This window comes from Kribbella catacumbae DSM 19601, from assembly GCF_000372465.1.
Lineage (GTDB): Bacteria > Actinomycetota > Actinomycetes > Propionibacteriales > Kribbellaceae > Kribbella > Kribbella catacumbae.
Window position 1 is genome coordinate 1 of record NZ_AQUZ01000044.1, and the last position, 13513, is coordinate 13513.

The 13513-nt window shown below is 67.0% G+C and carries 16 protein-coding genes and 1 tRNA gene; 5 read left to right on the forward strand and 12 right to left on the reverse strand.

Going from position 1 to position 13513, the window contains the following annotated elements:
- Positions 1–4: 4 nt before the first annotated feature.
- The gene (locus A3ES_RS0133225; protein ID WP_020391165.1) at positions 5–349 is read right to left on the reverse strand and encodes a PadR family transcriptional regulator; all 345 of its coding nucleotides are present in this window, start codon (positions 347–349) and stop codon (positions 5–7) included.
- A 58-nt stretch (positions 350–407) separates the two neighbouring features.
- Between A3ES_RS0133225 and A3ES_RS49280 the strand changes: the two genes are divergently transcribed.
- A complete protein-coding gene (locus A3ES_RS49280) occupies positions 408–1391 on the forward strand; it encodes a daunorubicin resistance protein DrrA family ABC transporter ATP-binding protein (RefSeq protein WP_020391166.1) in 984 nt (327 codons plus the stop codon).
- A complete protein-coding gene (locus A3ES_RS0133235; RefSeq protein ID WP_020391167.1) occupies positions 1391–2188 on the forward strand; it encodes an ABC transporter permease in 798 nt (265 codons plus the stop codon). The genes A3ES_RS49280 and A3ES_RS0133235 overlap by 1 nt, the downstream gene beginning before the upstream one ends.
- Positions 2189–2198: 10 nt before the next feature.
- Here the strand turns inward: A3ES_RS0133235 and A3ES_RS0133240 are convergent, their stop codons facing one another.
- The 4 genes from A3ES_RS0133240 to A3ES_RS0133255 are packed head-to-tail and all read right to left on the reverse strand — an operon-like array spanning position 2199 to position 4302.
- Positions 2199–3215 carry a permease gene (locus tag A3ES_RS0133240; RefSeq protein WP_202806651.1) on the reverse strand — a complete coding sequence of 339 codons (1017 nt, stop codon included), beginning with the start codon at positions 3213–3215 and terminating at the stop codon, positions 2199–2201.
- A 14-nt stretch (positions 3216–3229) separates the two neighbouring features.
- Entirely contained in the window at positions 3230–3556 is a 327-nt protein-coding gene (locus A3ES_RS0133245) for an ArsR/SmtB family transcription factor (protein ID WP_020391169.1), read from the reverse strand.
- Positions 3547–3903 carry a rhodanese-like domain-containing protein gene (locus A3ES_RS0133250; protein ID WP_020391170.1) on the reverse strand — a complete coding sequence of 119 codons (357 nt, stop codon included), beginning with the start codon at positions 3901–3903 and terminating at the stop codon, positions 3547–3549. Before A3ES_RS0133250 ends, A3ES_RS0133245 begins: the two co-directional genes overlap by 10 nt.
- 57 nt (positions 3904–3960) lie before the next feature.
- Positions 3961–4302 carry an ArsR/SmtB family transcription factor gene (locus tag A3ES_RS0133255; protein ID WP_026163443.1) on the reverse strand — a complete coding sequence of 114 codons (342 nt, stop codon included), beginning with the start codon at positions 4300–4302 and terminating at the stop codon, positions 3961–3963.
- Between the two features lie 62 nt (positions 4303–4364).
- Here A3ES_RS0133255 and A3ES_RS0133260 point away from each other — a divergent pair, with 62 nt between their 5' ends.
- Complete coding sequence (locus A3ES_RS0133260) at positions 4365–4664, forward strand: hypothetical protein (protein WP_020391172.1); 300 nt, start codon at positions 4365–4367, stop codon at positions 4662–4664.
- A 12-nt stretch (positions 4665–4676) separates the two neighbouring features.
- Here the strand turns inward: A3ES_RS0133260 and A3ES_RS0133265 are convergent, their stop codons facing one another.
- Entirely contained in the window at positions 4677–5042 is a 366-nt protein-coding gene (locus tag A3ES_RS0133265; protein ID WP_020391173.1) for an alkylmercury lyase family protein, read from the reverse strand.
- 321 nt (positions 5043–5363) lie between these two features.
- Positions 5364–5437, reverse strand: a tRNA-Met gene (locus tag A3ES_RS0133270).
- 104 nt (positions 5438–5541) lie between these two features.
- Here A3ES_RS0133270 and A3ES_RS0133275 point away from each other — a divergent pair.
- Positions 5542–6507 carry a GNAT family N-acetyltransferase gene (locus A3ES_RS0133275; protein ID WP_063746026.1) on the forward strand — a complete coding sequence of 322 codons (966 nt, stop codon included), beginning with the start codon at positions 5542–5544 and terminating at the stop codon, positions 6505–6507.
- Between the two features lie 103 nt (positions 6508–6610).
- On the forward strand, positions 6611–7675 hold the full coding sequence (locus A3ES_RS49285; RefSeq protein WP_020391175.1) for a hypothetical protein: 1065 nt from the start codon (positions 6611–6613) through the stop codon (positions 7673–7675).
- A gap of 220 nt (positions 7676–7895) precedes the next feature.
- On the opposite strand, the gene A3ES_RS0133285 is transcribed toward A3ES_RS49285, so the two are convergent.
- The 5 genes from A3ES_RS0133285 to A3ES_RS0133305 all read right to left on the reverse strand — a co-directional run bounded on the left by A3ES_RS0133285 (position 7896) and on the right by A3ES_RS0133305 (position 13512).
- Positions 7896–8495 carry a hypothetical protein gene (locus A3ES_RS0133285; protein WP_020391176.1) on the reverse strand — a complete coding sequence of 200 codons (600 nt, stop codon included), beginning with the start codon at positions 8493–8495 and terminating at the stop codon, positions 7896–7898.
- A gap of 196 nt (positions 8496–8691) precedes the next feature.
- Positions 8692–11643, reverse strand: coding sequence for a UPF0182 family membrane protein (locus A3ES_RS0133290; RefSeq protein ID WP_020391177.1), 2952 nt, complete (start codon positions 11641–11643; stop codon positions 8692–8694).
- Positions 11640–12251: a PPA1309 family protein gene (locus A3ES_RS49290; protein WP_020391178.1), complete on the reverse strand. Its 612-nt coding sequence runs from the start codon at positions 12249–12251 to the stop codon at positions 11640–11642. Before A3ES_RS49290 ends, A3ES_RS0133290 begins: the two co-directional genes overlap by 4 nt.
- Positions 12239–13276 (reverse strand): YlbL family protein, encoded by a 1038-nt coding sequence (locus A3ES_RS0133300; RefSeq protein ID WP_020391179.1) that lies wholly within the window; start codon positions 13274–13276, stop codon positions 12239–12241. Before A3ES_RS0133300 ends, A3ES_RS49290 begins: the two co-directional genes overlap by 13 nt.
- Positions 13273–13512: a hypothetical protein gene (locus A3ES_RS0133305; protein WP_020391180.1), complete on the reverse strand. Its 240-nt coding sequence runs from the start codon at positions 13510–13512 to the stop codon at positions 13273–13275. Before A3ES_RS0133305 ends, A3ES_RS0133300 begins: the two co-directional genes overlap by 4 nt.
- Position 13513 lies beyond the last annotated feature (1 nt).

Here is a 13513-nt window from a genome sequence, read left to right on the forward strand (position 1 = left end):
TCGATCAGGTCACGGCCGGCCATGGGCCCGGCTCCAAAAGTGTCGTCACGGCGCTGGCGAACTCGCGCCAGTTGGCTCGGTCACCGGCAAGCTTCTCCTGGCCATCGGCGGTGAGTTGGTAGCTGCGCCGGCGACGCCCGTCGACGACCGACCAGGACCCGCTGATCAGTCCAGCGCGCTCGAGCCGGTGCAGCGCCGGATAGACCGTGCCGGTCGGCAGGTCGAAGCGGCCGCCGCTGCCGTCACGCAAGGCCTCCTTGATCGCATAGCCGTGCCGCGGCCCGTCGGTCAGCGTGGCCAGCAACAGAACGTCGAGGTGACCTTTCAAGGCTTGCGCATCCGCCCTCATAAGTAGTTATCCTACAACAAGCGAATAGGTAGTAATCCTAGCTATAGGCGGTGTCGTGATGAGCGAACCTGCGATCGTGGCCACCGGACTCGCGAAGCGGTTCGGATCGATCGAGGCTCTGCGCGGCGTCGACCTGGTGGTGCGGGCCGGGACAGTACTGGGATTGCTCGGGCCGAACGGGGCAGGCAAGACGACCGTGGTCCGGATTCTCACGACACTGTTGCGACCGGATGCGGGCACTGCCCGGGTGGTGGGCCTGGACGTCGTCAGGCAAGCCGCAGCAGTGCGGCGGCAGGTCGGTCTGTCGGGCCAGTACGCGGCGGTCGATCCGTACCTCACAGGCAGAGAGAACCTGCAGCTCATCGGGCGCTTGTCCGGCCTGAGCCGCACCCTTGCCCGCCGGCGTGGCGACCAACTGCTGGATTCGTTCGACCTGGCCGTGGCAGCGGATCGGGTTCTTCGAGGCTATTCCGGAGGTATGCGGCGGCGCCTGGACGTCGCAGCCAGCCTCGTCGCCCAGCCGTCGGTGCTGTTCCTGGACGAACCGACTACCGGGCTGGATCCCCGAGGGCGGATCGGGTTGTGGCGCGCGATCGAGGCGCTGGCGGCCCAAGGCACGACGGTCCTGCTCACCACGCAGTACCTGGAGGAGGCTGATCAACTTGCCGACACCATCGTGGTCCTCGATGCCGGCCGGGTGATCGCGGCCGGAACGTCCGACCAGCTCAAGGCGCAGGTCGGTGGCGATCGGCTCGAGTTGCGCGCGGAGCCGGGCGTCGATCCGGCCGCAGTGGCTGCGGCCGTCGCGCACCTCGGCTCCGGACCACCAGTCGTCAACACCGATGACGGCCGGGTGATGCTGCCTGTGGTCAACGGGCCCAAGGTGCTCGGCGACGCGGTGGTCCGGTTGGCGGCCGACGGTGTGCGAGTTACCGAACTGGCGTTGCGGAGGCCGTCGCTGGACGATGTGTTCCTGGCTCTCACCGGTCAGGCGGCATCCGCCGGTACTGCGTCGGATCCAGCCGAAACGCGGAGCTCGTGATGGCCGCCGGGCCGGGAACCTCGCGTGGGTTGCGGTGGCTCCTGAGCGATGTCTGGGTGATGACGGGGCGGAATCTGCGGCGGCTGGTGCGGGTGCCGACGTTGATCGCGTTCGCGACGGTGCAGCCGGTGTTGTTCGTGTTGCTGTTCACCTCTGTGTTCGGCGGGGCGATCAGCCCGCCAGGGGTGGAGCGGTACGTCGACTTTCTGCTGCCCGGGATCTTCGTCCTGGCGATCGCGTTCGGCGCCTCTCAGACCGGCGTGGCCGTCGCCGACGATCTGACCACGGGAATGATCGACCGTTTCCGTGCGTTGCCGATGACCCGGTCCGCGGTGCTGGCCGGGCGGACACTGGCCGATGCCGTGCGCAACTTGTTCGTCTTGGTGTTGATGACGGGTGTGGGGCATCTGATCGGGTTCCGCTTCCACGCCGGTGGCGCGGCGGCTGGTGGCGCGATCGGGCTGGCGTTGCTGGTCGGTGTCGCGTTCTCCTGGATCAATGCGTTGGTGGGTCTGCTGGTGCACGACGCCGAGACTGCCGGGCTGGTCGGGCTGATGCCGGTGATTGTCTTGGTGTTCACCAGCTCGACCTTTGTCCCGATCGCCACCATGCCGGGCTGGCTGCAGGCCTTCGCGAAGGTCAACCCGGTCACCGTCACGGTCGATGCGTTGCGCGCGCTGGTGCTCGGCGGCCCAACAGCGGAGCACGTCTGGCAGGCCATCGCCTGGATCGTCGGGCTGCTCGTGGTCACCGTCCCGATTGCCGTACTCCGCTACCGCCACATCACCACCGACTGACAGGGCATGCTCAGAGCCACAGCGGCGCGAGCCAGCCGAGCACGACGGCCCCGAGGTACAGGGATCCGACGACCAACGCGACCACGCGTCGGCGGGCGATGAGCAGCATGCCGCTGATCGCACCGACGCTGGTACCGGCGCCGGTCACCAGGAAGGCGAGCGCCGGACCCGTACCCATGCCTCCGTCCATCAAGGTCGCGACCAGCGGCAGCGATCCGTCGGTGTTGAGGTAGACCGGGATGCCGAGCAGCGCGGCCAGCGGTACCGCGAGGAACGAGTCGCCGCCGAGGTAGTCGGTGAGCCACCGCGTGGGTACAGCCTCGATGAGCAGATAGCCCAGGGTGGCGAAACCGAAGAAGAACAAGGCCAGACGCCGACCGGTGGTGAGGATTTCACGCGCCAGCTCGCGGAACTTGAGCCGGGCGACCAGCCCGGCACGCGATCCGACCGGCGCAAGAACCGTGACGGGTCCTTGCGAGGTTCCAGTGCCGGAGTCGCAGTACGCCGTCGTGGCGTCAGCTTGTCCGGACGGCGCTGGAGTGCAGGACGTGGCGGCTCCGGCTGGAGTGGTCATGCGGGCCTGACCTTCGAGCCAGCCGGTGCGTTCGATCGCGAACGTGGCGAGACCGGCAACCAGGCCGAGCACAATCGCGGCGATGAAGAAGGTCAGCGCGAACGGTGCGCCGAACAGGCCGGTGGACAGTACGAGTTCCTCCGGGCTGGTCAACGGCGAGGAGACCATAAACGCCACCACTGGCGCCCACGGCACATGCGAGGCCAACGCCCCCAACACGACAGCGGTGGTGCCGCAGGAACAAAACGGCGTCGCCGCACCCAGGGCGACCGCGCCGACGACAGCAATCGGTGTGCTCTTGCGTAGCCAGACCGCCAACCGGTCAGTGCCGATATAGACGACCAACGCAGAGGCGATGACGATACTCGCGACCAGGAACGGCCATACATGGGTGAAGGTGGACCATACGTCGCCGAGGACACGGCCCAGCAGATCCAGCACAGAACCGACCACGATCACTTGCTCCCTCAGTCAGCGGAGTGGATGAGCAGCCGGCCAAGACCGTTCAAGGCCGCGAAGTCGGCGCGATAGTTGATTCGATTTCCCGCCCGGTCGGTGCGGACCAAGCCGCTGCGACGCAGAACCTTCAGGTGGTGACTGATGGTCGGGCCGGTAACGGTGAACCCGCTCGAGAGGTCGCAAACACACCCGCCCTGATCTCCACAGCAAGCGATCACCGACAGCAGACGAAGTCGAACCGGGTCGGCCAGCGCCTTGAAACCATCCGCAGCCAGGGCTGCCGCGGCTGTATCGATCGGCGCGACGCCGATCGGGTCGGCCGGTATCAACAGCATGAGTCGAGCGAAGGCCGGATGGGTATCTCGATCGGCCGACCCTCATCGACCCAGTCCTGCTTCCCACCGACATAGCGGTGCACGTCGCGGTAACCGAGGTCGACCAATCGCTGGGCGACCCGCAGAGAGCTGTCACATTCCGCACTGCCGCAGTACACGACGATGCGCTCATCCAGGTTCGGCAGCAACGTCTTGGCCAGCTCGACCACGCGTCGGGGCCGGATGTTCACCGCGCCCGGCAGATGCCCTTCCGCATAAACCTCTTCGGGTAGTGCTTCGACCAGGACGGCCTCGCCCCTGGCGATCAGATCAGCCACTTCGGCATGCTGGATCTCGGAAATGGGCATGACGGAACTCCTCAGGTGTCGCTGGTGTGGTGAAACGGTGAGTCGGTCAGGCCTGGCTCAGGTGGATTCGGACAGGCACCAGGCGAGGTCGAGCAGACCTACGACGCAGCGGTCCTCGATGCGGTAGAAGACCCGGTTACCGTCGCGGCGGGTCGCCAAGATGCCCTTGTCGACCAGCCGCTGAAGCTGGTTCGACACGGCCTGCGGCCGCAGATCGGCGGCCTCGGCCAACTGACTGACCGACAGTTCCTCGTCCCGCACCAACGCGTGCAGCAACCGCAACCTGGTGTCGTTCGCCAGAACCTTGAACACACCCTCCAGCTCAGCCGCATCCGCCGCCCCGATCAAAGGCCGCGCCGCCAACGCCGGCCGCCGGGACCCCACCGCCTGCTCACTCATAACCCCACTATTACACAAGACCGTGTAATAGTGAACAGCCCCCGGGGAGTGATGATTGGCGTATGACCGTTGCGGAGGAAACGTTCCAACCGTCGGCGCCGGTGTGTTGGTGCTGCGGTGGCGAGTTCGAGGACCGTGATCTGGTGCGGCTGGGGGCTCATCCGGAGGTCGGGGTCTGTATCGGGTGCGCGAAGTACCTGCAGCGCCGCGCGTCCCAGCGCGAGGACAAGCTGCGACCGTCATGGGCCGCGCGGGTCCGGGACGCCGTCCGACGTGTGCGTGAGTGGGTGGTCGGTCGAGGCTGGCACGAACTGCCGGTCGTTGGCCGGCTGCTGCGGCGGATCGATCGGCACCTGCCTTGACCCGACCGGCCGTCAGGTCGCGAGGAGTGGCTGGAACAGGCGGGTGGCGAGTTGCTCGGCTTCGGGCTGGTTGAGGATCTGTCCGGGGATGCCGGGGTGGGCGCTGGTCCAGGCCTCCACTGCGGCGTGGTCTGCGAAGAAGTTGAGGTAGTCGCAGCAGCAGTCGGCTGACGGGCCGCCGCCGGCGTCAGCGCCGATGAACACGACCGCCGTCGCGGGCTGCCAGGTGGTGCGCCCACCGATGGTGGTGACGGTGATCGGCTGGCCGGTCGTGACGTCGACGGACTCGATCCGGGTGTCTCGTCCGAGCATGGGCGCAATGCCGAGGGAATCGATCGCGCACATCGCGTAGACGTCGTTCTTCGACTTCCTCGACACCGAACAGCTTTCGCTGATCTAGTCACGCCCACGGCCCCGTGATTCGGCTGCCCGGAAAGCACCGCCTGACCCCTACCCCCGATCCTGCAGTACCTCTGGTACTGGGCAGTGAACCTCTTCGGCTTAACTGAGGCTCGGCCACCTGGCTGCATGCTGGAAACCGATGGAGCCGGTAAACCGTATGCGAGTGACCTCAGATCAGCCCAGTGAGGACCAGTAACGCGATTCCCAGACCGTAGGCTAGACCGTAGCCGACCTGATCCAGAGCGAATGACGAAGGCCCTCTGACCAGGGTTTCCCCTGGTCAGAGGGCCTTTCAAGTAGCGGGGGCAGGATTTGAACCTGCGACCTCTGGGTTATGAGCCCAGCGAGCTACCGAGCTGCTCCACCCCGCGTCGTTGTGTCTTTAGTTTAGGGGATGTGGGGCTGTAGTCCAAATCGAGGGGGGCGAGGGGGAAAAGGTGTGTCGTGGGTGGGGTGGGCGGCGTAGCGTCCGGGTATGGGTGGTTTGGAGATTCGGCCGTTTGGGACGGCTGATGTGGTGGCGGCGGGGCGGTTGCTGGCTGAGCGGCAGGTGCGGCATCGGGTGCGGCATCCGATGTTGCCGGCGGAGTATGAGGATCCGCAGCTCGCACAGGTGGAGGTGACTGCTGCCTGGGAGACCGAGGGCGCGTCGGGTGCGGTGCTGGTGGAGGGTGGTGAGGTCACCGGGTACTTGCTTGGGGCCCCTAAGCCGGCGCCGGTGTGGGGGGACAACGTCTGGGTCGAGCGGGCTGGGCAGGCTGTTCGCCAGGCCGAGCGCATCCGGGATCTCTACGGGGTGGCAGCAACCAAGTGGGTGGCGGACGGGAAGACAGCGCAGTACGTGCTGGTGCCCGATGATGCAGAGTTGCTCGATGCCTGGTTCCGGTTGGGATTCGGGTCGCAGCATGCGCATGCGGTGCGCCCGGTGCCGACCGAGGTCCTGCCTGTACGGTCCGGTCTGACAGTGCGGGCCGCGAACCGTGGCGATATCCAGGTGCTGGCCGAGCTGGATCTGGTGTTGCCGCAGCATCAAGGGCTGTCGCCGGTGTTCAGCTCCGGGGAGGTCGCCACTCTCGAGGAGGCGCTGGCCGACTGGGAGGAGTCGATCGACGATCGGGACTACGTCACGTTCGTTGCCGAGCGCAACGGAAAGGTGATCGGGTCCTCGGTCGGTTGTTCGATCGAGAAGTCCAGTGCACACAGCGGGCTGGCGCGGCCGGACAACGCGGGCTTCCTCGGGTATGCGGCAGTGTTCCCCGAGGCGCGTGGTCTTGGCGCCGGGCGCGCCTTGGGTGAGGCGGTGCTGAACTGGGCGGCCGGGGTCGGATACACCTCCGTGGTGACGGATTGGCGGGTGACGAATCTGCAGTCCTCCAGGGCGTGGCCACGGCTGGGATTCGTGCAGACATTCCATCGTTTGCATCGGATGATCGGGCACTGATCAATCAAACGCTCTGTATACAACGCATCACTGTGAGCTATTGCCATCGCTGAGTGCGCATGTTTGCATCTCCCCAGTAATCGTTTCTCAAGGGGGGATTCCGATGCCACGACTGTCTTTGCCTGCCCGCCTCGCAGCCTGCCTGTTGATGCTGGCGACGTTCCTCACCATCGTCCGGCCCGCGGACGCCGCCGTACCCGACCGCAAGGGCTGGGTGCTGTGGAACCAAACCTCGGGCGCCACCATCGGTACCGGCACCTGGCCGGCCAACACCACCGTGGTGGTGCTGGGGCCAGGTCGGTACCGGGTGACGTTCCCGGGACAGGGCGCGCCTAACGGGGTCGTGCACGTCACGGCCATCAACAGCGCACCGCACTGGTGCCAGGCGGAAAGCTGGTTCCAGTCCGGCGCCAACGAGATCGTCAACATCCGCTGCTATCGCGTCGGCGGCGTTCTCGACCCGACCAGCTTCAGCGCTTTCTTCGTTCGTGCCTCTGGTGGTCCCGCGCCAGGTCTGTACGGGTATGTCGATTCCGCCGCGTCCGGCGCACTCGTCAGCCAGTACAACTCAGCCGGCGCCGCCAACACTTCGACGCCGACCGGTGTCGGTCAGTGGCACGTCAGGTTCCCCGGTCTGGTGGCTGGTGGAAGTCTCGACGGCAACCTGCAAGCCACGGCCGTGAACGCGGCAACAGGTGCTCGCTGCAAAGTCTCGGGCTGGTCTTCCAGTGGCGCCGGTCAGGACGTGAAGGTGCTCTGCTTCAACTCGGCCGGCGCCTTGCTGAACACCCGCTTCACCCTCACCTACCAGTACAAGGTCTCCCTGTACGGCGCCGCGATCCCGCCGAAGTACTACGGCTACTTCCTCAACCAGCCGCCGGCCGGACCGCCCACCACCAATCTCAACTCGGCGCTCGGGCTCGGCGCGAACACGATCATGCCGGCCGGCCCCGGGTTGTCGCTGGTCACATTCCCGCGGATCGCCTTCACCCAGAACACGGTGCAGGTGACCGCCTACGGGCCGAACTCGAACTTCTGCGGGCTCAACACGTTCTGGACCAACAGCAGCTCGGGTCCGGATCTGTTCGTGCGTGACGTCAACTGCTTCACCAACGCCGGAGCACCCGTCAACACCGGCTTCACGGTCAGCGCCAACTCGATCCTCTGAGCAGGCCAACCCGGAGGGGCCCACACCACAACGCGCGGTGTGGGCCCTAGTGCGCCGTGTCGGGAGTTGCGTTAGCGATAGCGGTGTCCAGGTGCGTGCCTCGCGGTGGCGGAGGAGCGGCCTCGATGCTTTTCCATCGTGGCCGTTTCTCCGCTGCCGCGAGGTGCGTGCCTGGGCGCCGGTAGCGCAACGCAACTCCCGACACGGCGCACTAGCCAGGTCAGGCGGAGTTCTCCGGATGGAAGCCGGCGGCCGTCGCCAGCAGGTCTTCCTCGCTGAATCGGGTGCGATCGATCGACACCTCGGCGGCGACGCCGGGTGAGACGAAGAAGAACACCTGGTCCTCGGCGCGATAGCCGCCGTAGCCGCCCACGTCGACGGCCGTCAGCTCCCAGCTCTCCGGATCCTTCTCGTGGTACTCCGTGAGGAAGGTGCGCAGCGTCTCGAGGTCGATCACCTTCTCGCCCCGGATCGTCTTGACGGTCAGGTCGACCTTCGTCGCCCCCTCCGGGTCGGGCCCGGTCTCCCAGACCCGGCTGTGGAAGACGACGTCCTCCCACTCGTACTCGAAGTCGCTCGGCGAGCCGATGCCGCCAGGCAGGTGGTCGATGGCGAATCCGTCCAAGGTGCACGCCCTCTGCTGGGTCGATTGGGACGTCCGGTGCGAACCGGACGCTGACGATGGAACGGGGCCTGCCGCCGCGGCGGTCGCGGTCAGGACACCCAGTGCGGCCGGTGCCGCAAGTACGGCGATCGCGCCGCCGATCACGATACGGCGGGTGGCGGGCCGGACCAGGGACCAGGACGAAGAACACGACATAGCTGCCTCCTCAGGCGAAACACCCGGCATGAGCGCGAGCTGCGCTGTCGGCCTCGATGGCCGCGGGTGATGGGGTTCTCACCAGGGAAGATGCACCGGAACTTCCCGATCCCGGCGACGAGTTTCTGTCCTGTGGAAAAGGATCGGGCGGCGACACCCAAGGGTGTCGCCGCCCGGATCAGAAGAGCAGCCGAGGTCAGCCGGTTGGTGAACTCGGCGGAGTCGCCGGTGGCGTCGGAGTCGGGTTCGGGGTCGGCGTCGGTGTCGTCGCCCCGGCCGTGGCAGCCCGGTCGATCGCCGCCTTCATCTTGTTGACCTGCACCTGGTACTCGGCCAGGTTGCCGGCTCTCAGCGCCGCCGTCGCCGCCGTGTACGCCGCCTGTGCCTCAGCGAGCGCCTGCTTGATCGTCTGGTTCGACGGTGTCGGCGTCGGCTTGCCAGGCTCCTCCTCGGTTTCCACGCTCGTGTTGAACACCTTCCCCAAGGCGTCCTGCAACGTGGTGCCGTAGGCGACCCGGTCTCCAAATCCGACCAGCACGTACCGCAGTACCGGATAGCTACCTGGCCCGCTGGTGCGGACCGAGTAGACCGGCTGCACGTAGATCAGGCCACCGCCGAGCGGCAGCGTCAGCAGGTTGCCGAACTGGGCTCTGGCGCCGCTGCTGGGCTGGTTGATCGGCAGCAGCGCCTGTCTGATGCCCTCGTCGGTCTGGAACTTGTTCGCCACCTGGCCAGGACCTGGGATCTGCACGTTACCCGGCAATCGAAGGATCCTGAACTGGCCGTAGTCCGGCGACGAAGCCTCGGCATCGACAGCCAGGAAGCCGGTCAGGTTCTCCCGCTGGGCGTTCGGCACGTAGACCGAGGTCAGCGAGAACTTCGACTCGGTCTGGCCCGGCATCCGCAGCGACAGGTAGAACGGCGGCTGGTCCAGCGTCTGCGCGTCAGAACCACCACTGTTCGGCCCGACGGTCGGGTCGGCCGGCACGCGCCACAGGTCGCTGTTCTGGTACCAGGTGGTCGAGTCCTCCACGTGGTACTTCGCCAGCAGGTCGCGCTGCACCTTGAACATGTCCTCGGGGTAGCGCAGGTGCGACATCAGATCGGGCGAGATCTCCGAGCGCGGCTTGACCGTGTCCGGGAAGGCCTTCATCCAGGTCTTCAGCAGCGGGTCGCTCTCGTCCCACGCGTACAGGTCGACCGCCCCGCTGTAGGCGTTCACCACGGCCTTGACCGAGTTGCGGATGTAGTTGATCTTCTCGCTCGGCTGCTGCGCGACCGTGCCGCGGCCGGTGGTGGTGTCCCGGGTGCTGTCGTCGAGCGCGACCTTCTGCGAGTACGGGTAGTTCGCCGTCGTGGTGTAGCCGTCGACGATCCAGACGACCTGGCCGTCGACGACGGCCGGGTACGGGTCGCCGTCCGGGGTCAGCCACGGCGCGGCCTTCTCGACCCGCTCGCGCGGGCTGCGGTCGTAGAGGATCTTGGAGTCGGTGTTCACCCGGCTGGACAGCAGCAGGTTCGCGTCCCGGAACTTGGTGGCGTAGAGCAACCTGTTCCCGAACGAGCCGATCGGTACGCCGCCCTTGCCCTGGTAGGTGTTCAGCGTCGGGTCGCCGCCGTTCTTGCCCTCCGGTGTGTCCAGCTCGACCGCCGGGCTGCCCTTGGGACCGCCGACGATCGAGTAGTCCGGGGACTGCTCGCCGAAGTAGATCCGCGGCTCGTAGTCGCCCAGGTCACCGGTCGGCGGCAGGTCCTTGGAGGACCACACCGGCGTACCGTCCGAGGCGCGCTGGTTGCCGTTGGCGGCGACCACACCGTAACCGTGGGTGTAGACGGTGTGGTCGTTGTTCCAGTTGCGCTGGCCGGCCGGCAGCCGGTCGACCTGGACTTCGCGGACCGCGATCACCGTGTCGCGAACCTGGTTGCCGATCTTGTACCGGTCGACGTCCAGATCGGTCGGGAACGAGTAGAAGCCACGGACCTGCTGCAGTTGCTCGAAGGTCGGGCCGACCACACTCGGGTCGATCAGCCGGATGCCCGGCAGCAGCTCGGCATCCTTGGCCAGCTCGGCCGGCTTCGCCGTCGTCTCGGCCTCGTAGTTGATGACCTTCGTCGTCTCCAGACCGTAGGCCATCCGAGTCGCCTGGATGTTCTTGGTGATGTACGACGCTTCCTTCACCGGCTCGCTCGGGCGAACCCGCAGCTGCTGAAGGGCAGCCGGCCACAGCGCACCGAGCAGGATGGCCGACAGAACCAGTACTACGGTGCCGACGCCCGGCAGCAGCCAGGTCTTGCGGACCACGTTCGCGAAGAAGAGCACGGCACAGAGCACGGCTATGACAGCCAGGATCTCCTTGCTGGGCAAGATCGCGTTGTCTCCCGTGTAGGAGATACCGGTGAAGAGTTTGGCGTCAGAGGTGGCCAGCCCGTAGCGGTCGAGCCAGTAGCTGAAGGCCTTCAGCAGGACCAGCAGGCCGAGCAGCACCGAGAACTGCACCTGCGCGGCGCCGGAGGCCTTCTGCCCCTTCGCCGACGGACGGAAGCCGCCGTACAGGTAGTGGGTGACGATCGCGGCGACCAGGGACAGCAGGACGATCGAGTAGCCGAAGCCGAGCAGTACGCGCAGCCAGGGGTACTCGAAAACGAAGAACGAGATGTCCATGTTGAAGTGCTTGTCCGTGACGCCGAACGAAGTACGGTTCCGCCAGGCCAGGAAGACCTTCCACTCCCCCGACGCGGCCGAGCCGCCGAAGACCAGCATCAGGCCCGCCAGCACTCCGATGGCGATCTTGCCGCGCTGCTGGAGCAGGTCGCCGTACCGCTCGAAGCCGGGGCTCGGCGACGGGGCGAGGGGGACCCGCGGTCGGGTCCGGTAGGCGACGATCACGTTCGCCACGACGGCGCCGGCCATCAGCAGACCGACCACCACGAACAACAGCACGCGGGTACCGAGCACGGTGCTGAACACCGAGCCGAGATCGACCGACCGGTACCAGAGCCGCTGGGTCCAGACGTCGGTGAAGACGCTGAACAAGATGAGTAGCACGATCAGGGTGGCGATCGTGGGTAGTAGAGCCCGCGGGCGCTGGCCGGGCGTTCGCCTGGATCGCCTCGGCTCCTCCGGCATGTCGTAGACGCCGTCACTCATGGCAGCTTCTCCTCGTTGTCACTCGTACCGCCCTGCACAGAGCCAGGACCACCCGCGGTCGAAGGCTCGAATGTCAATGACAGTACTTGGCAGAGCGTAGGGACCAAGTCGACGCCGGTGAGTACCGCGCTGTCCTCGTCGTGGGTGCGTAGCCGGACGGCACCGAACCGGTCCCCGTCACGCAGGACCGCGGCCACCATCCGTACTTCGTGCCGGCGCGGGTCACTGCCCGCCAGCCGGGCCAGTTCGGCATCGGAATCGGCACCGGACTCGGCCGTGGCCGGCAGCACGATCCGCTCGACCGCGACGGCACAGCCGCTCACTCCGTCCGGCCATTCGATCCGGGCCAGCGCGTCAGCGAGGTGCTCGTCGTCCATGCCGCCGGGCAGCTCGCCCTGGGCGACCGGGGTGAGCGGCTGGGATGCGTCGTCGGCACCCAGCTCGGCGGCCAGTCGCGGCTCGGCGGCGAGCAGTTCGTCGGTCGGAACCAGCGCGAACAGTTGCGCGGGCTGGTCCCAGCCCGCGCTGCTGACGTGCCGCTCGATCTCGATCACCGCCTGGCCGAGCGCGTTGGCGGATGCTGTGTTGTCAGGACCTACTTCGTGCATGCCGGGACGTCTCCAGTTCCACTGGCCAGTGCTTTGAGTGCGCCGATCGCCTCGTGCAGCGTGGTGATCTTCACCAGGCGGATGCCGTCCACGCCGGCGTGCAGGGCAGCGTCGCAGTTCGCCGCCGGTACCAGGAAGACCGTCGCGCCGTCTTCCTTGGCGCCGGCGATCTTCTGCTGGATGCCGCCGATCGCGCCGACCTGGCCGAGTGCGTCGATGGTGCCGGTACCGGCTACGTGCTTGCCGGCGAGCAGCGCTCCATCGGTCAGCTTGTCGTAGATGGCCAGCGCGAATGCGGTCCCGGCGCTCGGGCCGCCGATGTCCTGGCCGAGGTTCACGGTCACCTTGACCTGCGAGTCGACGCCGATCGTGATGCCGACCATCGGCCGGTCCGTGTCGCCGGGGGTGGCGGCGGTCTTCACCACGACGGTCTGCCGCGTCCCGCCGCGGCTGACCAGGAAGCTGACGTCCTCGCCGACCTTGTGCTTGCGGACCAGCTCGCCGACCTGCGGGACCTGGCTGGGGGTGGTGCCGTCGACCTCCAGCACGATGTCGCCGGGCTTGAGCTTGCCGTCGGCCGGGCTGCCCTTGGACACCGTCGAGACCTTCGGCTTGAACGGCACCTTCGCCTCTTGCAGCGCGGCCGCCACGGCGCTGTCCTGCGAACCGGTCATCTCGGCGGTGTTCTGCTGCTCCACCTCGTCGGCGCTCTGCTCCGGCGGGTAGATGATGTCGCGCGGGAACAGGTCGTGGTGCGGGTCGAGCCAGTTGCGCATCGCCTGCGGCAGGGTCAGCTCACGGTCCGGCGAGGTGACCGACACGGTGGTCAGGTCGAGCTCGCCCGTGGTCGGGAAGGTCGGGTGACCGGCGATCTCGATGACCGGCTTGCCCTTCGACTCGCCCAGGGTGTTCTTCACCGGGCCCGGGCTGAAGGAGACGAACGGCACCGGGAAGACGGTGACCAGTCCGAGCGTGAGGATCAGCACGACGATCGAGGTGACCAGCGTGGCGGTACGACGTGTCACGAACCCTGCCCTGCGATCTTGAGTTTCCGGAAGAGACCGCGCAGCCCGCGGCGCGGCTCAGGGGTGGCGCTGGGACCGGGTGCGGCCATCGCCTCGTTGAAGCGGCGGAAGTCCTCCACCGACGCGAAGGCGCCACCGGACCGGCGGGGACCGCGACTCCGCCCACGCCAAGCCGCCCAGCACATCGCCAGGGCGGTGGCGACCAGCGGGAACGCCAGCCACGCCAAGACCTTCATC